The following is a 23,799-nucleotide window of genomic DNA, read 5'->3' on the forward strand; positions in this document are numbered from 1 at the left end:
TGATTTTGAATTGTTTATTCCTCATCTAAGGGTAAACCCGCTTTAATTCTTCCCTTAGCAAAATAGCGTCCAAACTGGAGTTCATAGACTTCATCTTCATCTTGCGTCTCCACTTCCAAGTCAGAACGGGGGTAACTCACACACAACAAGGCATAACTTTGCCGACGTAAATCTGGCGACAAGCCGATCGCCTCTGGTTGGTAAATTTCTCCTGATAACACTCTCACAGCACAAGCAGTGCAAGCCCCGTTGCGGCAGGAAAACGGTAGTTCCACCCCTTGTTTTTCGCCAGTGTGCAGGATGTAGCGGTCTTCTGGTACTTGTAGAGTGTATGTTTTGCCAGTAGCGCGATCGCGAACTTTAATTGTGTATGTACGGGACATCTGGATTTGCGTTTTGGGATTAGGACTATCAGATTCACTGTAGCTTGAATCCATATTGCCAGAGGTTGCCCAAATTCCATAAATATTTAGGTTACAGGGTACAAAAGATAATTTTCTTTACTGTCACCTGTAACCTATTCCCTTCCTAACTCCTAACTCTTGTACAGACGCGATTAATCGCGTCTCTAACTCCCTTTACTATTGCTCCAACAATTTCATCCGTTGCCACCAAAGATTCAGGGGATAATAGACCACAGGTGCCCACAGACTACTCAGAATGGCAGAGGCAAGAGCGACACGCTGATAATATGTCCAAATATCTGTCACCTTGCGCTCATTGCCCAGCAAAGTTAATTGCAACCCAAAGATAGTTTCTGCCAAAACTGCCAAAACAAAGACAATTACAGCAATCGAAATAAAATCTTCTTCAATAAAACGCTGTTTCTGGAGCAGACCAGTTAAAGCTCCGACTATACCTAAACTGATGGCATGAGTAGGATTAGGTGATGTCATTGAATCTTGAAGTAGCCCCAGAACTATACCTGCCAATGCTCCGGCAAACACCGTGCGCTTCACACTCCAAGCTACCACCCAAATTAATAGCCAGTTAGGGCCAATTCCCAACAATTCCATACCTGGGAATCGGGTTGGTAATAATAGTAAACATAACAGTACAGAACTAGCCGTCACTATCCAACCAAACAACTGACGTATACCGGGATGCCAACGAGCAAGCGGCTGGATTCGGAATTTCGATTTTCGCTCTGACGATTTTGGCTTTTTCTGCCTGCTACCACCAAATGCAGGAATCTTCATTTTTCTATGGATTTTTTCAAAGAATTTACTTAGACTTTTGCGGTACTTGATTTGCCGACTCTTGGTTTTCTGGCTTGGGATAAACAGCTACCCAATCGAGAGAGCGGATTGGCGGAAAAAGCTCAATTTTTGCCACTGATGCCGGAAGTTTCTTTAAATCCAGCGACTTAATTCGTCCTACTGCCAAACCGGAGGGAAATTTCTGACTATAAGTAGATGTGGAAACTAAATCACCTACTTTGACATTTGGAACTTTTTCATAAAACTCCAATACAGCTTCAGCAGAAGAATCTCCTCGCAAAACGCCTTTAGCTGCTGTGCGGCTAATCGATACACCCACTTGACTCTTGAGGTCACTGATTAACAACACGCGGCTAGTATTAGGAGTTACACTCTCCACCAAACCCACCAATCCGCCTTCTGCTTTGACTATGAAGCCTTCCTGAATCCCTGCACTCGCACCACGATTCAGCATAACTTGTTGCCACCACTGGTCAGCGCTACGTCCTACCACCCGTGCTGGAATTGGGCGTGATGCCAGCGGCTCTTTTTCCACATAGCTTAATAAATCTTGTAACTTTGTCTTTTGACTTTCCAAATCTACTATACGGGTTTGCAATTCCATTATCCGGGCATCTCTAAGACGTTCTTCTGGAGTTGGTCCTGACTGCAACATCTCTAATGGACGGGTAATTGCCTGGTATGTCTCAAGCACTAGTTCACCTTGAGTCTGTCGCAATATCCAAGCACTACCAACTACTAAAGCTAACAACCCAATTTGCAACCCTTTACGATCCCACCAACGCCGTATTGTCACCATATATACCTGTATGTACTTATATAAATTAAGTTCTACTTGGATTCTATTTATATAGAACCCAAATAGAACTCAAATAGAACTCAATTCTGATATTTTTTTTGCTACATATTGCGAGAGCTTTCGGTAACAACTCGTTCCAACTGTTTAAAGTTTTCTAACACACGACCTGTTCCGAGCACAACACAGCTCAAAGGATCGGCAGCAATGTGGGTAATAATCCCTGTTTCATGGCTAATGAGGGTATCTATGCCTTTGAGCAAAGCACCGCCACCAGCTAACATAATACCTCTGTCAATAATGTCTGCTGCCAGTTCTGGCGGTGTGCGTTCCAGTGTCCGCTTCACAGCTTCTATAATTACTGATAGCGGTTCCAACATACTTTCACGGATTTCCGGTCCTTTGATTGTTACAGTTCGCGGTAGACCAGAAAGCAGATGTAAGCCTCGGACTTCCATCATGGCGTCATTATCATCATTAGTCGGATAGGCAGAACCCATCCGAATCTTGATTTCCTCGGCAGTACGTTCACCAATGACTAAGTTATGAACTTTCTTAATATACTGAACGATCGCATCAGTCAGTTCATCTCCAGCAATGCGTACTGATTCGCTGATTACCGTACCTTGAAGACTCAGCACTGCAACTTCTGTTGTCCCACCACCAATATCGATGATCATGTTGCCAGTTGCTTCGGCAACAGGTAGTCCTGCACCAATAGCCGCAGCTACAGGTTCATCAATTAAATAAACTTTTCTTGCTCCTGCTTGGTGAGCTGCATCCATGACAGCTCGCCTTTCTACTCCGGTGACGCCACTGGGAATACCAATGACGATTCGGGGTAAAATCAAAGATTTACCTTCATTTACACGCTGAATAAAGCTTTTTAGCATCAGCTCGGCTATCTCAAAGTCAGCAATTACACCATCCCGCAAAGGACGCAGAGCAATCACATTTCCCGGTGTGCGACCGAGCATTTTTTTGGCTTCTTCTCCTACTGCTAGTGCTACCTTTTCATTGACATCGATAGCAACTACAGAAGGTTCTTGTAGTACAATTCCTTTACCAGATACATAAACCAGGGTGTTTGCAGTACCGAGGTCGATACCCATATCCCATGAAGTGCGAAAGTTCCTAAAAATACCCACGCGTCTGTAAGCCCCCTATGTGCGATACTTCTTGACTACAACGGTAAGAGTTAATCGTGCTTGATTCGATTATGTTTGTATCCTAAGTTGAGTAAACTAGACAATATTTTTATATGATTCCCAGAAATATTTAGTATGTCTCAAGCCCCGTACTTTTTGATATTCTCTGGTTAGATTAGTATATCCGTATACTTTTATGTGTTTACTCCAAATAGAGTGTATAAATTTTCAAGTCAATTATATTGTTAACTGTTTAACACATTATTTTCAAGTCTTTCACAATTCGCTATGATGAAAGTCAGAACTGCTAAGTACGTTTGTACTGAAAGGTAACGCGATGAGTATCAATGTTGTCAACCTCATTGGTCGTGTAGGCGGCGACCCAGAGATTAAGTATTTTGAATCTGGTAGTGTGAAGTGTAGATTGACACTAGCAGTAAAAAGGCGATCGCGTAACAGCGATCAACCTGACTGGTTCGAGTTGGAACTATGGGGAAAGACAGCAGAGTTTGCAAAGAATTATGTGCAAAAAGGTAAACAAATTGCCGTTAAAGGTTCACTGAAGTTCGACGCTTGGAGCGATCGCCAAACAGGAGTTAGCCGCTCTAAACCAGTTATTCTAGTAGACCAAGTGGACTTATTGGGTTCTAAGCAAGATGGAGACGGAGGAACGGGAGATATGTCTCCAGAACATTTTTAATTGGGCATTGGGCATTGATTATTAGTCCTTTGCTTTTACAAATGACAAAGGACTAATGACAAATGACTAATAACTAATTTGCAACGTCACCGATGCTTCTACTTCTTGTTCACCACCAACAATCGGGGTGGAAGCATCAGCCGACTTGGCAGCCTCAGCCCGTAAAAACATTGGTGGTGGTGGAGGCGCACTGGCATTGTTAACTTGAATGCTCACTATTTCTTTGGATTTAAAACCCAAGGCACTGAAAACGGCATCAGCTTGCTGCCGCGCGTCTTGAGTAGCTTCTTTTAATGCTTGCTTTTGAGCCGCTGCGATCGCTTCATCATTCGCAACAAAACTAATGCCGTTAATTTGTGTTGCACCTGCTTTGACTGCATCATCCAATAATGTCCCAGCTTGCTCAACAGGAATTCTAAAACTTACAGTGTTATTGGCAGCATAGCCTGTAATCCGCTGTACATTATTGGTGTAGCTGTAAACCGGGTTGAGACGGATACCAGTGGTTTGTAATTTTTCAACATTTTTGCTCTTGAGAAACGCAACCACCGCAGATGACCTCTGAGCGGCTTCTTGCTGTACCTCCTGGGCTGTTTTCCCCTGAATCTCCACTCCTAAACTGACTTGTGCTAGGGTTGTCGGAATTGTTTCGACTCCGCGACCACTGACACTAAGGGTTCGCCACAATTTATCTTTTTCTTGTGCGAATGCAGGTAGTACAAAAGTTGCACATAAAAGCATTGCTAAAGGCAGTATTTTCCACAAGTTTCCCGATGGAAATTGAGAACCGGGTAAAGCGGCTCTAGTCATCATATTTGCACTCCTCAAAGTATCCACAGATGTTTTGAATAAACGTATATAGCAATCTTCTGGTGGTCGTTGAGAGTCAAACAATTTTGGATTTTAGATTTGCGATTTTGGATTGACCCCGACCACAAGGGTGCGGGGCATTATGATTTTCAATTTGGGATTTTGAATTTGTTCCGCTTGACTTCGGGCGGGGCATGAACCGAAATAATCTAAAATCTAAAATTGGTACGGTCAACAGCCACCATAAGTTTTTCACAACTCAAGTGCGATCGCTAGATACGATTTGTATGTTCTTACTTTGACACTGCGATCGTCAAAAGCTGAAATGGTTACATTTTTGGAAACTAAAAAAATACACTAATACTGCACAGCGTAAATGAAACGTTTACACTGTATTCATTTTGAATTTTGAATTTTGAATTTCGATTATGTCTTCATAGGATGTTTTTCAGAAACGCGTCAGAATCAAAGAGAAGGATTTTCAGAGAACCTAATGCATTTGTTAGATCCAATCAACTTCTCTTTTCCTCTGCTGGCCAGCGCAACACAAGCCGCAGACAGTTCAATGGTAGTCGAAGCAGTGCTACTAAGCTTAGTAGTCATTTATCTCGCCAGTAAAGTTGGTGGAGAGTTATCAAACCAAGTGGGTTTGCCGCCTGTCTTAGGCGAACTCGTTGGCGGTGTGGTTGTTGGCATCTCTGTTTTTCACCTTTTAGTGTTTCCAGAAGGCGGCACAGACAGTTCTAATTCTTTGATTGTGTCCTTCCTTCAAACCACTGCTGGTTTAACACCTGAAGCCGCTCCAGCGGTGTTTGCAGCTCAGTCCGAAGTCATTTCCGTTTTGGCAGAATTGGGTGTGATTATTCTGCTGTTTGAAATCGGCTTGGAGTCGAATTTAAAAGATTTAATGGCAGTTGGTATCCAAGCCACTGTCGTCGCAGTAGTTGGGGTAGCAGTACCCTTTGCCGCTGGGACTGTGGGACTGATGACTTTGTTTGGTATTAGCGCTGTACCCGCAATTTTTGCCGGGGCGGCTTTGACTGCTACTAGTATTGGTATGACTTCCAAGGTGCTGTCAGAATTGGGGCGGCTCAATTCTAAAGAAGGGCAAATTATTTTGGGTGCTGCTGTAATTGACGATGTACTAGGAATCATCGTTTTAGCGGTAGTAGCTAGCCTAGCTAAAGACGGCGTGGTGGATGTCAGCAAAGTCATTTATTTGATTATCAGCGCCACTGGTTTTATTTTGGGAGCAATCCTACTAGGTAATGTTTTCAATAAGTCCTTTGTAGCGATCGCTGATAAACTCAAAACACGCGGTGGACTGGTAATTCCAGCATTCATTTTCGCCTTTGCTATGGCATACCTGGCCGCCGTCATCCACTTAGAAGCAATTCTGGGAGCTTTTGCAGCTGGTTTAGTCCTAGAAGAGACAGATAAGCGCAAAGAACTGCAAACGCAAGTCTGTCCCATTGCCGATATGTTAGTGCCAATTTTCTTTGTGACTGTTGGCGCAAAAACTGATTTGGGAGTATTAAACCCAGCAATTCCCGACAATCGTGAAGGTCTAATTATGGCAACTTTCCTGATTACAGTAGCCATTCTCGGTAAAGTAATCACAGGCTTAAGCGTGTTTGGTCAACCGGAAATCAACCGTTTAGCGATCGGTGTGGGGATGATTCCTAGAGGCGAGGTTGGGTTAGTGTTTGCTGGTGTCGGCGCTGCCAGTGGCGCTCTCTCGAAACCATTAGGGGCAGCAATTATCATGATGGTTATCTTGACAACCTTTTTAGCTCCTCCCTTGTTACGATTTGTGTTTCCAGATCCAAAAACCGTGGACGGAAGCTCAGAGCAACTAATCTTAGACGGTTCCTCTGGGACTTCGTTGGTAATTGAACCACCTCAATCGAGGGTGCCAGCATCAAATGACAGCAGCAATTTGGGAGTAACCCCAGATTCTGGCGATCGTTAATTATTGGGGATGGGGAATGGGGCATTGGGCATTGGGCATTGCTTCTTTCTCTCCTCTGCTCCCCTGCTCCCCTGCTCCCACGGTTACTGAGCGTAGTCGTTGGCACAGCCTGTCGTAGAGAAGTATGCTCCTCTTCTCCTCCTCTGCTCCAATTGTGCAGTGGAAACTTCTATCCTCAAATCACCGTCCCGTGTGATTGTAGAATAATCATTTGTTTATAATTTCTACCAGCATTCAGAATGTTACTTAATTTCTAGTCTCCCTTGGCTTGTGAGCCTTTATCTGAATATTTTCCAGATAATTGGGGAGTAACACCCATAAATCTTGCTAGATCGTTTGACAGTAATGGGAATTATTTACTCAGTGCATCGATGGCAACAAAGAACAAACACTTATCAGTAAACAGCTATCAATTATCACTTTTCTAGCTTTATTGGGAGTTAAAGTTCTCTACCTGTAAAGGTGGAAGGTTTCGCATGGGGATTTAAACTGAATTTGAAACCTGATAAATGATTTAAGTGTGTCTAAATACCAGCTTAAAAATCAAACAAGCGATTCAGAGATTAAGTTTAGGTGGTGATGGTGTGATGATGATTTACCAATGAGTTGAGATATTGACGGCTCCCATGAATGTGAATTAGGAGAAAGAACTGTGAAATTACACTGGTTACTACCCAGCACTATTGGAACTATCTTCATGCTATCGTCGCCAGCAATGGCTGCGAGACTTGAATCTTGGCGCTTTGATGCCAATCAAAACAGGCTGGAAATTAATACTGTGGGAGCAGTTCAACCCCAAGCACAATTAATTTTCAACCCGACTCGGTTGGTCATTGATTTGCCAGGAACTACATTTGGTCGTCCGCAATTAACCCAACAGGTGGGTGGTGGAATTCGCTCAATCCGTGTTGGACAGTTTGATGTAGATACAACACGCATAGTTGTCGAACTGACTCCTGGTTACACTTTAGACCCTAAACGAGTGCAATTTGTTGGTACAACTGGCGATCGCTGGACAGTGCAATTACCGAAGCCAGAAGTTGAAAAAGTAGCTGCTTCTCCTAGAAGTGCTTACAGTGTAGTGACCCCAGACTCGGAACCTAAACCTAGTATTTCAAGGGTTGCCACTACTACACGAGGAGCAACTCAAATTGAGAGCTTACAGGTAACAGGTGATGGGTTGTTCATTCGTACCAGTGGTGGTAATCCTCCAATTCAGGTAATTCGCAGCCGCGATCGCGCTACCATCTTCGTAGATATCTCTGGTGCATCTTTATCATCACGGCTGACGCAGCAGAGTAATATACCCGTTAACAAACATGGTATTAGCCGCGTCGAATTCACCTCATTGCAAACCCAACCTCCTGGTGTCCGCCTAACTTTGCGGGTAGATAAAAATAGCCCGGATTGGCGAGCAACTAATAGTAACGATGGTGGTTTGATAGTTCTACCTAGTCGCGTTGTCAGATTGCCTAGAAATAATAATTCGGACAATCAGTCAGAAGCTGTTTCCTTTCCCAGTAGACCATCTGCCAATAACTCGCTAGCAACAATTGAATCTGTGCAACTTGCCGATAATGGCAAACAACTGCTAATTAGAGGCAACCAACCTTTATCTGCTACGGGAACCTGGGATAGATCCTTAGGTATTTTCCGAGTCACAATTACCAATGCCAAGTTAGCGGCCAGAGTTACAGGGCCTACTTTTGCTCCCAATAGCCCCATTCTTCGAGTACGTCTGCAACCTCAAGCTTCCAATACAGTGGTTGTTTTAGTTCAACTAGCAGGAGGAGTGCAACTTGGGCAACCCCAGCAAATCGGCGACCAGCTTTTGGCTCTACCAATACAAGGTTCTCGGCGAGTTGTCACCCTCCCCGGAAGACCACCCTTTGCTTTACCTGGACTACCACCGCCAAACCGCGGGCCATTCCCAGACCCAAACAATCCAAATACTCAACCCCTAACACAACCACAGCGCCGAGTTACCAATGGGCGAGTGGTAGTCATTATTGACCCCGGACATGGTGGTAAAGATTCAGGAGCGCTTGGCATTGGGGGGGCGCGCGAAAAAGATGTTATTTTGCCTATTGGTAAGAGACTTGCTGAGATTTTACAGAAAAATGGCGTACAAGTAATTATGACGCGGGATTCTGACTATTTTGTTACCCTTCCGGGACGGGTGCAATTAGCAGAGCGAGCTAACGCTGATGTATTTGTGAGCATCCACGCTAATTCAGCAGGTGCGAGTCGTCCTGATGTTAATGGCTTGGAAGTTTATTATTACGACAGCGGACTGAATCTAGCTCGTATTGTTCGTAGTAGCATTCTTCAAAGTATTGGTACTCTCAAAGACAGGGGAGTGCGGCGAGCCAGGTTTTATGTCCTCAGAAAAAGTTCTATGCCCTCCATTCTCGTAGAAACGGGTTATATGACTGGTCGACAGGATATGGCTAGGCTCAGAACTTCAGCTTACCAAAATCAAATGGCAGAAGCGATCGCTCGTGGCGTTCTTCAGTATCTAAAGAGAAGATAAGTAATTTAATCTAAATTTCTAAATTGTTGAGTAAGTACATCTAATCTTTACCATTTTTATCGAATTTAGTAGTAAAACAATTTAAGTATTCTTGCGGCGGGATAGGAGTGACTTCTTTGTTATTGTCATTTGATACTTTGCAATTCAACAAATTTTGGATTTTAGATTTTGGATTTTGGATTTGTATCACCGACAACAGGTGTTAATGTAGCAGGACGCTAGTCTGGCAGGAAACTAAAATTGGGAATCTAAAATTTAAAATTGGCAGTCAAATTTATATAGGCTAATGACATGGCAAAATCAGAGGAGCGTGCTATATTTTACGCCATTAGCTGTGTCTTAAATAACAGCGCAAAACTCAAGTGTGCGCGGTGACGGTGTGAGGATTAGCCAATATGTTGAGATGTTGACGGCTCCCATAAATGTGAATCAGGAGAAAAGACTGTGAAATTACGCTGGTTACTATCCAGTACTATTGGAACCATCTTCATGCTATCGTCGCCGGCAATGGCCGCGAGACTTGAATCTTGGCGTTTTGATGCTAATCAAAACAGGCTGGAAATTAATACTCAAGGGGATGTTCAACCCCAAGCACAATTAATTTTTAACCCGACTCGTCTAGTAATTGATTTACCAGGAACCTCATTTGGGCGCCCGCAGCTAACCCAACAAGTGGGCGGTGCAATTCGTTCAATCCGTGTTGGGCAGTTTGACGAACAAACAACGCGCATAGTGGTTGAACTGACTCCTGGTTATAGTTTAGACCCCAAACGAGTGCAATTTGTGAGTACAACTGGCGATCGCTGGACAGTGCAATTACCTACGCCAGAAGCCGACAATGTACCCGCAAGAAACACTGAGGGGCAACCAGAACAAGCTATAGCCACTGATACTTCACCCAGAACATCTACACCAACATTCCCCCCAAGGAATATTTACAATGTGGTGACAAGCGACTCTGTAAATCCACTTAACAACAGAACGCTTGTCGCCAAGGTTACTCAAATTGAGAAATTACAAGTCACAGGTGATGGGTTTTTTATCCGCACCAATGGTGGCAATCCTCAGATTCAGGTAAATCGTAGCAACGATCAAAAAGCAATTAACATCGACATTGCTGGCGCAACTTTATCACCAAGTCTAGAGCCACGGGATTTGTCGATTAATCGCTATGGTGTCAGCCGTATCCAATTCACTCAACTGCAAACAAGTCCATCAGTTGTTCGCCTGACTTTACAAGTAGATGAAAATAGTCCAAATTGGCGAGCAACCACTAGCAGTGCTGGTGGTTTTGTAGTTCTACCCAGTCGTGGGGTTGCCCAGCTGCCTGGAAATAACAGTCCACGTCCCATAGCACCAAGTAACACAACTGCTAGCATTCAGTCTGTGCAACTAGCTAATAATGGCACACAACTGCTGATTCGAGCCGACCAAACTTTATCTGCTACAGGAGGCTGGGATAGAACCTCTGGTCTATTCCGCATCACTATCAACAATGCTAAGTTAGCTCCCAAAGTCACAGGCCCGACTTTCAATCCTAATAGCCCGATTTTGCGAGTACGCCTGCAACCACAAGAATCCAACACTGTCACCATCTTAGTTCAACCAGCAGCCGGAGTACAAATTGGGGAACTCAACCAGGTTGGCGACCAGCTTTTAGCTTTAGAATTACGACGCGCTAGTAGCAGCATCACACCGCCCATTGCTTTACCTCCCCTGCCATTACCAGACCAAGGTCAATTACCAAATCCCATAGATAATCCCCGTCCAATCTCCCAGCCACAGCCACGCCCCTCAGTTCCCAGAGGGAAATTGCTAGTTGTTATTGACCCAGGACATGGTGGAAAAGACTCAGGTGCCCCTGGTCTAGGGGGACTTTTAGAAAAGAATGTAATTCTGCCTATTGGGAAAAGGGTAGGAGCAATTTTAGAGCAAAATGGTGTACAAGCAGTACTAACGCGGGATGCCGACTTTTTCGTAGAACTTCAGGGACGGGTAGATATTGCCAAGCGGGTTAATGCGACTTTGTTTGTCAGCATTCACGCTAATTCCGTTGATAATCGCCCTGATGTCAATGGGTTAGAAGTATATTATTACGATAGTGGTTACAATCTGGCTGAAGTAGTTCGTAAAACCATCCTCCAAGACATTGGTACTATCAAAGACCGGGGAACCCGCAAAGCCAGATTCTATGTTCTGAGGAAAAGCTCTATGCCTTCAATTTTGGTAGAAACAGGCTATATGACTGGTTACGAGGATAATCCCAGATTGGGAACACCAGAATATCAAAATCGGATGGCAGAAGCGATCGCTCGTGGCATCTTAAAATACTTACAGCAGAGGTAATATAGTACAAATTACTAATTAAAGAGGTGATATTTAAACTTCTTTGACGCGCAGAATTTAGTGGTCAAATTGGAGATTGTCTGCTAAATTCTGTATTTTAAATCCCAAAACCTAAATATATATCTGCCTGTGTATTCATCTTCCATTTTTGAAGGCAATCTTGACGATTTTTCCGAGCGAGAACCCCAACGTGCCCCAATTGGCATCTTTGATAGTGGTGTGGGTGGGCTGACAGTACTGCGACAAATATATCGACAACTCCCTAATGAATCAATTGTTTACTTTGGGGATACAGCTAGACTTCCTTACGGAATTCGTTCACAAGCAGAAATTTTACGATTTACACGTGAAATTATTACCTGGCTACAACAGCAGCAGGTAAAAATGGTAATTATGGCTTGCAACACAAGTTCTGCTTTAGCCCTAGAAACCGTGCGTCAAGAATTCAGCATACCTATTTTGGGAGTAATCCTACCGGGTGCAAAAGCTGCGGTGCAGCAAGGAAAGCGGATTGGTGTAATTGCCACTCCAGCGACAGCTAAGAGTAATGCTTATAAGCACGCTATTCTCGAAATTGCTCCTGATGTCCAAGTCTGGCAAGTAGGATGTCCAGAGTTTGTGCCACTCATCGAGCAAAACCGCATTCACGATCCTTACACTGCTGAAGTCGCACGAGCCTACCTAGAGCCTTTATTAGAGCAGGAAATTGACACCTTAGTTCACGGCTGTACTCATTATCCCCACCTGACACCAGTACTGCGATCGCTCCTCCCCTCTCAAGTTCAGTTGGTCGATCCAGCTGTTCATGTTGTGGCGGCTTGTGCCCAAGAACTAGACTTACTAGGCTTAAAAAATACTCATCTACCATTCCCAACTCGCTTCGCCGTCAGCGGTTGTGCGCAACAGTTTTCCCAGTCAGGAGTGCAGTGGCTAGGCTATACCCCAATGGTTGAAGAGGTTTCCTTCACCGATATTGCTATTTCCCAACTCCAATAAAACTAATTAGTCCTTAGTCCTTAGTCATTTATCGAAACAAATGACGAAGGACGAAGGACGAAGGACAAATGACAAATGACAAATGACTATTGACTATTAACTGATATCTCCTGCTTGTGTTTTCCTTCAGTAGATGAAGGGAAACTTGTAGGAACAGTCTTTGCACCCGTTCGCTTCGCCAGTGCTAATAACAGGTAGACTGTGAACAAATATCCAGAGGCTAAAATAAAAATCATCATAGGTATACTTCCGTAAATCATTGTTCTACTAGCAGCCTTCTAAACGAATATAAAATTCCATAAAATTAGTAGAACCTCAGCCAAGCAAGTACATTCTTGATGACTGTAGTTTCCTATGGCAAAATTACCTATAGAGATAAAATCCTCTACGGACAAAGAATTTATAACCTAATGCGACTTCTTGCAGACCATAGATCCCACAGCAGTTAACTTGCCGTTTAGCAATCTAAAACTACGATTCTCAGCGGTCTACTTGATCTGCTTTATTTTTGCTCAAACTGCTGGCAAAAGAGCAATGCTTGCGCTCTACGTGCGCTGAGTACGTGTAGCGGCTTCCCATAGGAATATCACACAGCTCCAAACCAGGAGTTTTGCCTATCGTAGGAAAAATTAAAGAATTTATTCCCTTAATCTAACCGACGAATATTTATTTTAGACTCACAACACCAACTCAGTAAAATCAACTAGTAGCTGACTGAACTTTTGGGGTGCGAATACCTTACAAAATTTAAAATTCCTATATTTTAGCGTAACACAACGACCCTGAATTTTGAGCTTATTCGGCTGCTAAATTTCAAATTTTTTGAAGAGCTACACCTCAATCTGGAGAAATTTAGCCTTACTCTTGGCGACGAATTTAAATCGCTTCATTTTTGTCAATAAGTAATATTGCTTAAATTATGTTTTGAACTGTGGCAAGAAAGGTGAGATGAGAAACTACTTAACACAATTTAATCTGACATTTATCTCGTGTACTGAGAATTCATGTTTGAAGTTAGTTTAAAGTTTGAGTAGCCACAAATTAAGCATAATTGCTTATTGACAAAAACCTTAGCAACCTTAATTATCACCCATAGACTCATAAAAACAGGATTACCTGATGAAAACTTTGCGCTGGCACAGGGTTATCTTAAAATGAGTATAGGATATGTAAACTTTCGTAACCTAAGTCAGAGTCCGCCCATCCATGACCCCAGCCACCTCCCTGTTTACCCCTGTGGAAGCAGACCTGCGACTACTAGCAGATAACCTAAAACAGCTAGTTGGAAATCGCCACCCCATTCTGTTTGCAGCAGCCGAACATTTATTCGGAGCTGGGGGAAAGCGTATCAGACCAGCAATTGTCCTGCTAATATCGCGGGCAACAATGTTAGAACAAGACATTACACCGCGTCATCGCCGCCTTGCTGAGATTACAGAAATGATTCACACAGCAAGCTTGGTACATGATGATGTGGTAGATGAATCAGACGTGCGGAGAGGCGTTCCTACCGTTCATAGTTTGTTCGGGAACCGCATTGCCATCTTAGCAGGAGATTTTCTCTTTGCCCAATCTTCCTGGTATTTAGCAAACTTGGACAATTTGGAGGTAGTGAAACTGCTCTCAGAAGTCATTATGGATCTGGCTACTGGGGAGATTCAGCAGGGACTAAATCGTTTTGATGCTGGTACCTCTATTGAAACGTACATTGAGAAGAGTTACTACAAAACAGCTTCGTTAATCGCCAACAGTTCTAAAGCTGCTGGGTTACTCAGTGAAGTCTCGCGAGAAACTGTTGAGCATCTGTATAGCTACGGTCGTCATTTTGGTATAGCATTTCAAATTGTCGATGACATTTTAGATTTCACCAGTACAACAGATACCTTGGGTAAACCAGTGGGGTCGGATCTCAAAAGTGGTAATCTGACTGCACCCGTTTTATTTGCTTTGGCGGAAAAACCATCTTTGGAAGTGCTGATTGAACGAGAGTTTGCTCAAGAAGGAGATTTAGAGCAAGCACTAGCACTGATTCAAGATAGTCAAGGTATACAGCAGGCGCGAGAGTTAGCTGCTTACCATGCTAAGTTGGCAATTGAACATCTTGCAGTTCTCCCATTCTCAGAATCCCACCAGGCATTGATTAACATCGCTGAGTACACACTGAGTCGCCTCTATTAAATCAGTTATTAGTTCTCAGGTAGAAAGTGGGGATTTAGATGTAGGTGTATTGTGGCTTCCGTAACGCACCGAAAACCTGAAATGTTGTGTTGTGCTAACGCTTTAACACACTAAAACAGCTTTATGTTTAATTCAATCCACTTATTTAGCAGGTAGAAAGTGGGGTTTTTATTTGGAAGTTCTTAGGGATTTCCAAAAAATAAATTACTACTACTTGTGGGGTGGATAGTGTTCGACTAATACCAATTCTGTATGAAGATGCGCTAAACCATAAGTATAAGAAAGAAAAACGAACCGCATTCGCGTTAGCGTCTCCCCTTGGGAGAAGGACGCATTCGCGCAGCGTCTCGTAAGAGTTGGACACAAAGAAAGAAGTTAAAAGGGTTTGGCGCAGCCTCACAAAGAAATGGTATAAGAGTTCACTCTAAAGACTTGCCCGCTTTTGGTTACTGGGCACCTCACAATAAAGAATGGGATATTTTTTGATGTGAAAGTTCTTAAGTATAAAACTCTGCTTTGTTAGGAAACTAAAACTTGAAAATGGAAAAATGTTCACTGATAACTGTTTTTTAATCAATTTTAGGTTTCACCGAGAGTTGAGTCAGTCGCATGGTGTAACGGAAAGAAAAAATTTCTTTTTTCACTGATTTAGAAAACTTTTTTAAAAGAATTTGAGATTTAAATTTTTGGATGTGGGATTGTATCTAAAAAACTCCACATCCAAATTTTTTCTATGCAATATCAGGGGGTATCTGTTTAGGCGATCGCTGTTGTCGTAACTGTTTCTGCATCAGTTTTTCTAGTTCAGTTCGCCGAACTTCGACGGTATGAGTGGTCTTACCCGGCGTCTCCAAAAAAACGATACTATCTACGGGTTCTAATGCCACCATTTGGAACAAAATATGGGTGACAGGAGTAATTTTAGCTAGCATTTGAGGGTCAAGCCCAGCAGGGGAAATTAGAGAGACATCCTGTATGGTAGGGAAAGCGTAAATCACACGCTTTTCCAATCCTGGGTTAGCACGATTGCTCAATGTAGTTAAAACCCAGCTTGACTCCGAATTTTGGAGAATATAGTACTGGGAGTAGCGTAATTTTTGAGCGATCGCTCTAAGGGCAGGAGCAATTGCTGCAACAAGATGTGGTGTCATACCATCGCGGGGTGCATTGTCAATCAGCAATTGAATTTGTGCTTCTAAATCCATAATGACTTGTATACGACTCTTGGGTAATGGCAATAACATCTATCAAGTGTGAACAATCCCATCAGAATTGGGAATAATAAAATCAGCCATATCTTCAATATAGGATTGGCCTGCGTTTAGCTTATACGTAAAACCAAACCAGCCAATACCCACAGTCGTACAGGTTGTCTTTAAGTAAGTTAGGGTCTTTTGAAAACCGAGACTATGAATTCAGCCGCAACCGCAACTATTCCATCTGCAACTATTCTGGGAGAAAATTCTACAGGCGTGGAGGCGATCTTTCAACTCCTGTCCAAGGAGTTTCAGCAGTCAACCAAAGCTTCGGAACAGAATTGTCACGATGTCGCAAGACGTATTACCACCGAAGTCTACCGGATTTGTCATGAGAGTAAACGTATCCAAGCTTCTGGATCTGTAGAAAGCTCGGCGATGACCTTGGCTCGGCATCGGCTGCAACAGTGTCTCAGGTACTATCAGTTGGGTTCAAATCGGGGCAGGGTCGAATTACACAGTACTCTGAGTGCAATTATTTATCGATATATTAATCCTCCTCAGAGACAATTGAGCTATCAAGGCCGGTTGACGATAATTGAAGATTTCCTCCAGAGTTTTTATCTAGAGGCGTTGAACGCTTTCCGGCGAGAAAATCAACTCGGTGCCACTTATCGCCCTCAGACGCTCTTGGAATTGTCCGAGTATATGGCATTTACCGAGCGTTACGGCAAGCGACGCATTCCCTTACCAGGTCGTCAGCAACAGCTAATTATCCTGCGGGCACAAACTTTTTCCCAACAGCAGCCCCCAGAAACCAGCGTAGATATAGAACAAGCCGCAGAAGGTAGCAATAATGAAGGTGACGGTTCTTGGGAAGAACCAGCAATTCACCAATTGCGCTCCACAATGGCAACGCAAGCCGAACCCGAACCCGAAGAAGACACCTTGCGTTCTGTTGTGGTTACGGAATTAATGAATTATCTCGAACAACGACAACAATCTGACTGCGCTGATTACTTTTCTCTCCGCCTCCAGGATTTATCAGCACAGGAAATTGAGTCAGTTTTAGGTTTAACCCCTCGTCAGAGAGATTATTTGCAGCAGCGCTTTAAGTATCATTTAATTCGGTTTGCCCTGTTGCACCGTTGGGAATTAGTTCACGAGTGGCTGGAAGCTTCTCTGCACACAAATTTGGGCTTAACTCCCCAGCAATGGCAAGTATACACAGCACAGCTGGACAATAAGCAACGGTCTTTATTAGAGTTGAAGCAACAAGGACAAGCTGATGAAAAAATAGCAAAAACTTTAGGGCTGTCAATGGCACAACTGCAAAAACGATGGTTTAAAATTCTTGAGCAAGCTTGGGAAATTCGTAACTCATTAGTTTCCGGATCAGGTGCATCTACTCATGAATAGTGACTCAGAATCCTTACAACACCAGTGTCTCGATTGGTTATTGACAGATAATGTCAAAAATAACGAGCAATCGGTAGAATGTGAGGAAAATGACGGGGTAAAAAACCTCCTCAAGGAAGCCACTGCTTCAAAAAGTAGTGAGCCAAAATTGGGAGGAACGCCCCAGACCTTTCAACTGGGAGAAATTCCTACTGTGCAAGATCGTTTTCAAGCTATCCTTAAGCATCGGCTACAAATTCAAGCCCAAGACCACCCGCCGTTGTTTCCCTGGGAAACACAATTAATCGAATATCCTGATTTTGTTGATGAGCCGTCAATGACACTCGTTCCTAGCTGGGGATGGATGGTACAACAGTCAAAGTTGACCTTGCCAACTCGCTTACCGGAAAGAGTTTTCCAGCAATTGCTAGAACAATGTCAGGCTTTAGTGACATCTTCAGTGCCGTTGGGGGCAAAATTAGTTCAAGTGGTGGAGAACTTTTTTCCCAATGAGTCTCAAGCACTAAATGACATAGCTGGATTGGTGCTAAGAAGCACCTATCGGTCTGTAAATACTCTGGAGGCAATGCCTGCTATTCAGAGCGATTACTCAGATTTACAACTGCGTCAACAGATGGCTTTGTCGTTGCTAGCAGCGAAACAACTGCTGGAAAATCTGACTCTACCACTTTCAGCAACCAGTCCGGTGGTAGAAAGACAATGGCTAACCAGTGTTGGTGCTTTGAACATCAGAGTAGAATACCAGTCTCTAAGTAAATTTACGAAGTTGCTTGTGCAAGCTGAGTTACCTGTTAAAGGAACTTTGACGCTGCGGGGAAGTGGCACTTTAGCAATGACAACATCTTCGACTTCGGGATACTTAAATGTAGAGTTAGGCTGCGAGCAACTTAACCCAACTTATACCCTAGAAGTTGAATTTCCAGAAATAGACGAACAGTCGTTGTTGTTTGTGATTAATCCCACGATTTAGTTTAAATTTCCACCGCTAGCACACTATGTCAATCAACGCCGATATATATTAAGAGGATTTTCCTGGTTTTGAAGCTCATCCTATTTTTCAATAAACGGTCATTAGGGTGTCTACGAGAAGCAGTTATTACAAAGACACAGAGACACCTGGATATGGGGACATGGAGATATTGAGAAAGTATTTGATTATTTCTCGATTCACCGTGTCACCCATTTCTCGTTTGTCTCCATCTCTACCCCCTATCGATCATTTTTTAACACAGTGCTAGGGTAGGAAATTACGTCCCCCGCATTGTGTTTGTTGCATCTACATCATTGCTTCTACTAGACTCAAATGTTTAACTTATCCAGGATGAATCGGTTTTGGCGTATCCCTGTAGGTAATTTCTGGCGGCAAAATCCGCAGGGTTCGCCTTTGATTGAAGTGGAAGATTCAATTTTATTGCGGGTGCTGGTGCTAGCGTTGGTTATTTTGGGAATTGTGGCGACGGATATTGCCGCTGAAACTTCATTTAGTTTTTGGGCGTTACCCCTAAGTGTAGTGGGTACAATTTGGAGTTATTATCGTCGCCGCGATCGCAATGTTGCAATTAAATTCTGCATCGCCATCGGAATGTTAGTAGCACTGGGTGCTTTCTTTGGGCGATTAGTGGGAGAGTTGAATGATACGCGCTTGGGTTTGGCAGAGTTATTAATTCAACTCCAGGTATTGCATAGCTTTGATACACCCCGCCGGAAAAATTTGGGCTATTCGATTGTTATCGGACTGATTTTATTGGGTGTGGCAGCAACTCTAAGTCAGACTTTAGCATTTGCACCTGTGTTGCTGTTATTTTTAGCGATTGCTCTGCCAACTTTAGTGCTAGATTACCGCTCACGCTTGGGTTTACAGCCATTAAAAATAAAAAATGAAAAATTCAATCAGCAGAATTCCTCAAGTCTTAATTTTAAATTTTTAATTCTAAATTTTTTACTAATTGTTGGTCTGGGGCTGGCAATTTTTGCTGTTTTACCCAGATTTCCTGGCTATCAATTACGGAATTTTCCTGTAAGTTCTGCTATTCAAGTAAAGAGTAATTTCACAGGACGTAGTATCATTAATCCCGGTTATGTCCGCCAAGGTAAAGGTGATAATCAAGGTAGTGGTAGCGGTGGTACGGGACAAAATAAAACTGGTCAACCAGGTAAAGTAGATAATAACTTTTATTACGGTTTTAATAGTCAAATTAACCAAAATCTGCGGGGCGAGATGAAACCCAAGGTTGTGATGCGAGTGCGATCGCAAGCTGAGGGTTTTTGGCGAGTATTAGCATTTGATCGCTATACAGGTAAGGGATGGGAAGTTTCTCGGAATGAAGATGTGACGACTGTTAGGCGATCGCCTTGGTCTTACCAAATTTTTCTTTCCCCATCTGTGCTCACTGGTAAAACCCAAGAGGTAGTACAAACTTATACAGTAGTGTCGGATTTGCCTAACCTAATTCCAGCGATGACTTATCCCAAGGAAGTTTACTTTCCAGCACCAGTGATCGCTGTTGATAAAGAAGACGGATTGCGATCGCCTGTAGAATTATCAGAAGGTTTCACCTACACAATAATTTCCGAAGTACCATACCGCGATCGCACTTTGTTAGGTGAAGCTTCTACTAAATATCCCCAACAAATTAAAAAGCATTATCTGCAAATTCCTCCCGAAATTGCCGAAAAAGTCCGACAACGTACCGAAGAAATCCTCGCTAACTACAATCAAGAAAAAGTTGCAAAGTCTGCTAAAAGCCTGGATTCACCCTACGAAAAAGCTCTCTACTTAGCTCAATATTTAAAGCAACGCTACTCTATTCCCCAAAATCCCTTAGAAGTACCTTATTTGAGTGAAAAAGAAGACTTGGTAGAAACTTTTTTGTTTAAGCAAAAAGGAGGCTATCCAGACCACTTCTCTACAGTTCTCACAATAATGTTGCGTTCCATTGGCATCCCAGCGCGGTTGGTAGCAGGGTTTAGTCCAGGAGAGTTTAATCCATTTACAGGGCTGTATGTTGTCCGTAATACTGATGCTTATGCGATGACGGAAGTGTATTTTCCGAAATATGGTTGGTTTGCCTTTGACCCTATTCCCAATCATCCTCTGATTCCGTCATCCATTGAAGATACTCAGACTTTTAGTGTGTTGCGCCAATTGTGGCATTGGGTTGCTGGATGGTTGCCCTCTCCGGTGACAGGTTTGTTGAATAATGTATTTGAGACAATATTTAAGTGGGTGATTAGAGCGATCGCTTGGTTTTTAGCTTTATTCTCTCAAGGTTGGTTTGGCGTATTGACTGGCTTAATTGTGGGGACTACAACGGCTTTCTTGAGTTGGCTAGGTTGGGGTCAGTGGCGAGAGTGGCGCAACCGTAGATGGTTAAAGAAATTGCCAGCGATGGAGAGCCTTTATCAACAAATGCTGCAATGGACAACCCAAAAAGGTTTAGGGAAACATCCAGCACAAACACCTTTAGAGTATGCCAGAGTCTCATACCAGCATCATGCTCTAGCAACTGCTGAGGTAATAGATGAAATTTGTCAAGCCTATGTTGGTTGGCGCTATGGCGGTCATACACCTAACTTGCAGCAACTGCGAGAGAGATGGCAAAGTATCAAAAAGGCTGCTAACTAACTCGTTGATAAATTATATAAGAAGGTTGTCCATTGGGCGACCTTTTTAATTTCAATGTCAGAACTAACCCTTTTTACATCCTCATACCATTTCTTTGTGAGGCTGCGCCAAACCCTTTTAACTTCTTCTTTCTTTGTGTCCAACTCTTACGAGACGCTACGCAAATGCGGTTCGTTTTTCTTTCTCATCATTAAACATGGTTTAGCGCATCTTCATAGAGAATTGGTATCAGCGAGAGATGAAGGTAAAAAGTAGAAAACTCAACAACATTCAATTCAACCTCGCATCTGCATCAAATTTCCTGAAGCGTAGCGACGCAAACCTTGGTAGAACACACCTGCGCCAACCAACAGCACAGTAGTTGACCCAACCACTGCTAGTACAGCATGAATCAAAGATAGCGATCGCAATGCCTCAATCGGCAAATAAGTCACAAATCCAGCTGGAATCAATGTGTACAGCAGTAGCTTCACTGTTCCCTCAAACAAAGTCGCTGGATAAGTACTGAAGGTAAGCATGGCATTTCGCCACTGTTGGGTCAGTCCTTCGGAATTGCCCAGAAAAAAGCTGAGGCTACCTGTCAAAATATTAAATCCGACAAACAATGTCGCCACTGAAACTGTCAAACCAGTGAACAACGCCAAATGCACTGCATCAGGCTTGACAAAAAACAAATAAACCCAATATCCAAACAGCATATCTCCCCAAGATGTGGCATTCATCCGCCCTAGTAGTAAGTGCGGTAAAAGCGCACGAGGATACAACATCCACACATCTAACTGTCCTTGGACAATTAAACTTGTCAGTTGCATAGCGTTACCGCAGATAGTATTAGCCAGACCAAATCCTGTTGCGGCGATCGCCCAGAGAGTAACTACATCCTGCACCGTCCAGCCGCGTAGCACTGGAAAACGTGTAAAAAACAGTCCCCAAAATGTCACCCACACTAGGTTATTAAGTACCATCGCCACTACTTGCGTGAGGAACGCGCCGCGATATTCTAAGTGAGCGTTCAGATTGAGACGAATATAAGCGCCAGCTAATTGTAGGTAGGAAAGTAAACGCCAAAACATATCAACCTCCATGCGCGTGGATACGTTTAACTGCCGTGCGATAGACAAGGGCTACCAAGAGAGCCAGCACACCGATAGCAACTCCCTGCCGCACTAACAATTGACTGGCAAAAGCTAGGTCGGGATGCACAAATAAACGCGCCGGACCATACAAAATACTGGCAAAGGGTAGAGCTTGTAGTACTGGCTGCCACTCTTCTGGTAGTAGTTCTAAAGGAATTAGCATCCCACCCAAAATCATCGTCAACCGAGAGTAAATCAGCATTAGCCCGGTGGTATTTTCCAGCCAGAAAGCTCCTAAGCCCACTAAGAAGGTTGCCAAAAAATCTAGTACAAATGCCAGTGGTAGCGCCACTACGAATAATAAAATTCCCCCTAAACTTAGAGGAATTGCGCCGACAAACAGTAGTGCAACTATAGATGCGATCGCTAGATTCAACCCGAAGCGCACTGTCCGCTCTCCCAAAGTAGTCCACAGGCGATACAAAGGGTAGGATAAAGGGCGTATTAGTTGCACTGCCAGCGCCCCTGTGCGTACATCCTCGTCTACCTCTAAAGCAACTTGGGGACTTGAGAGGACAATAGACTCGGTGATACCCAGATACCAAAGCATCTGAGCCTGCGTTAGACCTCCCAACTGTTCAGCATCTGTCTCAGCATAGGTGACACGCCACAGCTGTAGGAAGATGTAGAGAATGACAAACAAAAAAATTCCTCTGGAAGCAACTTCTCCCCAATAAGCCAGGTTGGAGCGAGCTGCCGTCAAGCCAATCCAGGTATATTTATTGAGATTATTCACTGAATTATGAGGCTGCCTGAGCATAGATGTGTGCAATTACCTCTTCTAGCGGTGGGTCTTCAATCGCAATATCAGCCACCGAACCCGCCAAGAGAATTTGATTCATCACGGTTTCAATTGGTGTGATGCGGGTATTAACCTCCAGCTTTAGGCCATATTCGCCGGCTTTGAGTTGAGTTACTCCTGGGAGGCTGATTTGGGCGGGGGAGGTATGAAATTTTACGCTGAGAATCTTTGAACCAAGGTATTGGCGGCGCATTGCCGAAACTTTGTCATCAAGTACTACATGGCCGTGATTAATTACTACTACTCGCTGCGCTACTTGTTCAATGTCGCCCGCATCGTGGCTGGTGAGAAACACTGTTACTCCCTGATTGCGGTTCCACTCGCGGATGAGGTCGCGTAATTCCTGACGAGCAATTACATCCAGTCCAATTGTGGGTTCGTCGAGGAATAGTACTTTAGGTGCATGGAGTAAGCTGGCTGCTACTTCTGCCCGCATCCGCTGGCCTAAAGACAATTTACGTACTGGGGTATTCCAGAACGGGCTGAGGTCAAAACGCTCAACTAGTTGGTCACGACGTTTGATGTATTCTTGCCAATTCAGATTATAGATTCGCGCTAGTAACTCCAAGGTATCGCGGGGAGGTAGGTGATACCATAACTGTGATCGCTGTCCAAACACTACCCCAATCTCGTACGCTAGTTCGCGCCGATTTCGCCAAGGGTTTAATCCCAGTAACCTGGCTGTGCCAGATGTGGGCTGTAGTATGCCTGTTAGCATCTTGATTGTAGTAGACTTCCCCGCCCCATTTGGACCAATGAAGGCGATCGCTTGACCATCGGGAACGCTCAGACTGATGCCATCTACGGCAACAATCTCTTTTTTCGTGCGGTTGCGTCCCCAACCTCTACTCAGAGTAAACGTCTTGGATAAATTTTCCAGTTCTAGGGCTGTCATCACTGATGAACCCCTTCAGATGATTTT

General features: G+C 43.6%; 19 protein-coding genes. 9 read left to right on the top strand and 10 right to left on the bottom strand.

Annotated elements, in window-relative coordinates; genetic code table 11:
* Positions 1–14 precede the first annotated feature (14 nt).
* The 4 genes from HWQ40_RS27105 to HWQ40_RS27120 form a co-directional block, all read right to left on the bottom strand.
* Complete coding sequence (locus tag HWQ40_RS27105) at positions 15–383, bottom strand: 2Fe-2S iron-sulfur cluster-binding protein (protein WP_292784303.1); 369 nt, start codon at positions 381–383, stop codon at positions 15–17.
* Between the two features lie 198 nt (positions 384–581).
* Positions 582–1,199 (bottom strand): rod shape-determining protein MreD, encoded by a 618-nt coding sequence (gene mreD, locus HWQ40_RS27110; RefSeq protein WP_292784222.1) that lies wholly within the window; start codon positions 1,197–1,199, stop codon positions 582–584.
* A gap of 25 nt (positions 1,200–1,224) precedes the next feature.
* Positions 1,225–2,019, bottom strand: coding sequence for a rod shape-determining protein MreC (mreC, locus tag HWQ40_RS27115; protein WP_292784224.1), 795 nt, complete (start codon positions 2,017–2,019; stop codon positions 1,225–1,227).
* Positions 2,020–2,120: 101 nt separating this feature from the next.
* Positions 2,121–3,128: a rod shape-determining protein gene (locus HWQ40_RS27120; protein WP_104908541.1), complete on the bottom strand. Its 1,008-nt coding sequence runs from the start codon at positions 3,126–3,128 to the stop codon at positions 2,121–2,123.
* Positions 3,129–3,501: 373 nt separating this feature from the next.
* On the opposite strand from HWQ40_RS27120, the gene HWQ40_RS27125 reads away from it, so the two are divergent.
* Positions 3,502–3,864, top strand: a complete 363-nt coding sequence (locus HWQ40_RS27125) for a single-stranded DNA-binding protein (protein WP_292745073.1) — start codon at positions 3,502–3,504, stop codon at positions 3,862–3,864.
* A gap of 66 nt (positions 3,865–3,930) precedes the next feature.
* Here HWQ40_RS27125 and HWQ40_RS27130 read toward each other — a convergent pair whose 3' ends face one another.
* A complete protein-coding gene (locus HWQ40_RS27130) occupies positions 3,931–4,674 on the bottom strand; it encodes an SIMPL domain-containing protein (protein WP_292784307.1) in 744 nt (247 codons plus the stop codon).
* A 493-nt stretch (positions 4,675–5,167) separates the two neighbouring features.
* Between HWQ40_RS27130 and HWQ40_RS27135 the strand changes: the two genes are divergently transcribed.
* From HWQ40_RS27135 to murI, 4 genes are all read left to right on the top strand, one after another.
* Positions 5,168–6,646 (top strand): cation:proton antiporter, encoded by a 1,479-nt coding sequence (locus HWQ40_RS27135; RefSeq protein ID WP_292784227.1) that lies wholly within the window; start codon positions 5,168–5,170, stop codon positions 6,644–6,646.
* Positions 6,647–7,298: 652 nt separating this feature from the next.
* Positions 7,299–9,179, top strand: a complete 1,881-nt coding sequence (locus tag HWQ40_RS27140; protein WP_292784230.1) for an N-acetylmuramoyl-L-alanine amidase — start codon at positions 7,299–7,301, stop codon at positions 9,177–9,179.
* Between the two features lie 444 nt (positions 9,180–9,623).
* Positions 9,624–11,525, top strand: coding sequence for an N-acetylmuramoyl-L-alanine amidase (locus HWQ40_RS27145; protein WP_292784233.1), 1,902 nt, complete (start codon positions 9,624–9,626; stop codon positions 11,523–11,525).
* A gap of 129 nt (positions 11,526–11,654) precedes the next feature.
* Positions 11,655–12,521: a glutamate racemase gene (gene murI, locus HWQ40_RS27150; protein ID WP_292784236.1), complete on the top strand. Its 867-nt coding sequence runs from the start codon at positions 11,655–11,657 to the stop codon at positions 12,519–12,521.
* A gap of 86 nt (positions 12,522–12,607) precedes the next feature.
* Here murI and HWQ40_RS27155 read toward each other — a convergent pair whose 3' ends face one another.
* Positions 12,608–12,760 (bottom strand): hypothetical protein, encoded by a 153-nt coding sequence (locus HWQ40_RS27155; protein ID WP_292784313.1) that lies wholly within the window; start codon positions 12,758–12,760, stop codon positions 12,608–12,610.
* A gap of 967 nt (positions 12,761–13,727) precedes the next feature.
* Here HWQ40_RS27155 and sds point away from each other — a divergent pair.
* Positions 13,728–14,699, top strand: a complete 972-nt coding sequence (gene sds / locus HWQ40_RS27160) for a solanesyl diphosphate synthase (RefSeq protein WP_292784238.1) — start codon at positions 13,728–13,730, stop codon at positions 14,697–14,699.
* A 731-nt stretch (positions 14,700–15,430) separates the two neighbouring features.
* Here sds and HWQ40_RS27165 read toward each other — a convergent pair.
* Positions 15,431–15,904 (bottom strand): hypothetical protein, encoded by a 474-nt coding sequence (locus HWQ40_RS27165; protein WP_104910017.1) that lies wholly within the window; start codon positions 15,902–15,904, stop codon positions 15,431–15,433.
* A 204-nt stretch (positions 15,905–16,108) separates the two neighbouring features.
* Here HWQ40_RS27165 and hetZ point away from each other — a divergent pair, with 204 nt between their 5' ends.
* The 3 genes from hetZ (at position 16,109) to HWQ40_RS27180 (ending at position 20,939) form a co-directional block, all read left to right on the top strand.
* On the top strand, positions 16,109–17,314 hold the full coding sequence (gene hetZ, locus HWQ40_RS27170) for a heterocyst differentiation protein HetZ (RefSeq protein ID WP_292784242.1): 1,206 nt from the start codon (positions 16,109–16,111) through the stop codon (positions 17,312–17,314).
* Positions 17,307–18,284 (top strand): PatU, encoded by a 978-nt coding sequence (locus HWQ40_RS27175; protein ID WP_292784244.1) that lies wholly within the window; start codon positions 17,307–17,309, stop codon positions 18,282–18,284. The genes hetZ and HWQ40_RS27175 overlap by 8 nt, the downstream gene beginning before the upstream one ends.
* Positions 18,285–18,635: 351 nt before the next feature.
* The gene (locus HWQ40_RS27180; RefSeq protein WP_292784246.1) at positions 18,636–20,939 is read left to right on the top strand and encodes a DUF3488 and DUF4129 domain-containing transglutaminase family protein; all 2,304 of its coding nucleotides are present in this window, start codon (positions 18,636–18,638) and stop codon (positions 20,937–20,939) included.
* A 275-nt stretch (positions 20,940–21,214) separates the two neighbouring features.
* Here HWQ40_RS27180 and HWQ40_RS27185 read toward each other — a convergent pair whose 3' ends face one another.
* Genes HWQ40_RS27185 through HWQ40_RS27195 form a run of 3 tightly spaced genes read right to left on the bottom strand, consistent with a single transcriptional unit; the run spans position 21,215 to position 23,772 of the window.
* Positions 21,215–22,012: an ABC-2 family transporter protein gene (locus HWQ40_RS27185; RefSeq protein WP_292784249.1), complete on the bottom strand. Its 798-nt coding sequence runs from the start codon at positions 22,010–22,012 to the stop codon at positions 21,215–21,217.
* A 1-nt stretch (position 22,013) separates the two neighbouring features.
* Positions 22,014–22,811, bottom strand: a complete 798-nt coding sequence (locus HWQ40_RS27190; RefSeq protein ID WP_292784252.1) for an ABC-2 family transporter protein — start codon at positions 22,809–22,811, stop codon at positions 22,014–22,016.
* Positions 22,812–22,815: 4 nt separating this feature from the next.
* Complete coding sequence (locus HWQ40_RS27195) at positions 22,816–23,772, bottom strand: ATP-binding cassette domain-containing protein (RefSeq protein WP_292784254.1); 957 nt, start codon at positions 23,770–23,772, stop codon at positions 22,816–22,818.
* Between the last annotated feature and the right edge of the window lie 27 nt (positions 23,773–23,799).

It is taken from the genome of Nostoc sp. NMS9, from assembly GCF_017114995.1.
GTDB lineage: Bacteria > Cyanobacteriota > Cyanobacteriia > Cyanobacteriales > Nostocaceae > Nostoc.

Coding starts and splice junctions, on each gene's coding strand:
- hetZ (WP_292784242.1), top strand. CDS start 16,109: ATGAATTCAGCCGCAACCGCAACTATTCCATCTGCAACTATTCTGGGA.
- HWQ40_RS27180 (WP_292784246.1), top strand. CDS start 18,636: ATGAATCGGTTTTGGCGTATCCCTGTAGGTAATTTCTGGCGGCAAAAT.
- sds (WP_292784238.1), top strand. CDS start 13,728: ATGACCCCAGCCACCTCCCTGTTTACCCCTGTGGAAGCAGACCTGCGA.
- HWQ40_RS27175 (WP_292784244.1), top strand. CDS start 17,307: ATGAATAGTGACTCAGAATCCTTACAACACCAGTGTCTCGATTGGTTA.
- mreC (WP_292784224.1), bottom strand. CDS start 2,019: ATGGTGACAATACGGCGTTGGTGGGATCGTAAAGGGTTGCAAATTGGG.
- HWQ40_RS27125 (WP_292745073.1), top strand. CDS start 3,502: ATGAGTATCAATGTTGTCAACCTCATTGGTCGTGTAGGCGGCGACCCA.
- HWQ40_RS27130 (WP_292784307.1), bottom strand. CDS start 4,674: ATGACTAGAGCCGCTTTACCCGGTTCTCAATTTCCATCGGGAAACTTG.
- HWQ40_RS27195 (WP_292784254.1), bottom strand. CDS start 23,772: ATGACAGCCCTAGAACTGGAAAATTTATCCAAGACGTTTACTCTGAGT.
- HWQ40_RS27185 (WP_292784249.1), bottom strand. CDS start 22,012: ATGTTTTGGCGTTTACTTTCCTACCTACAATTAGCTGGCGCTTATATT.
- HWQ40_RS27155 (WP_292784313.1), bottom strand. CDS start 12,760: ATGATGATTTTTATTTTAGCCTCTGGATATTTGTTCACAGTCTACCTG.
- HWQ40_RS27165 (WP_104910017.1), bottom strand. CDS start 15,904: ATGGATTTAGAAGCACAAATTCAATTGCTGATTGACAATGCACCCCGC.
- HWQ40_RS27105 (WP_292784303.1), bottom strand. CDS start 383: ATGTCCCGTACATACACAATTAAAGTTCGCGATCGCGCTACTGGCAAA.
- HWQ40_RS27135 (WP_292784227.1), top strand. CDS start 5,168: ATGCATTTGTTAGATCCAATCAACTTCTCTTTTCCTCTGCTGGCCAGC.
- HWQ40_RS27120 (WP_104908541.1), bottom strand. CDS start 3,128: ATGGGTATCGACCTCGGTACTGCAAACACCCTGGTTTATGTATCTGGT.
- mreD (WP_292784222.1), bottom strand. CDS start 1,199: ATGAAGATTCCTGCATTTGGTGGTAGCAGGCAGAAAAAGCCAAAATCG.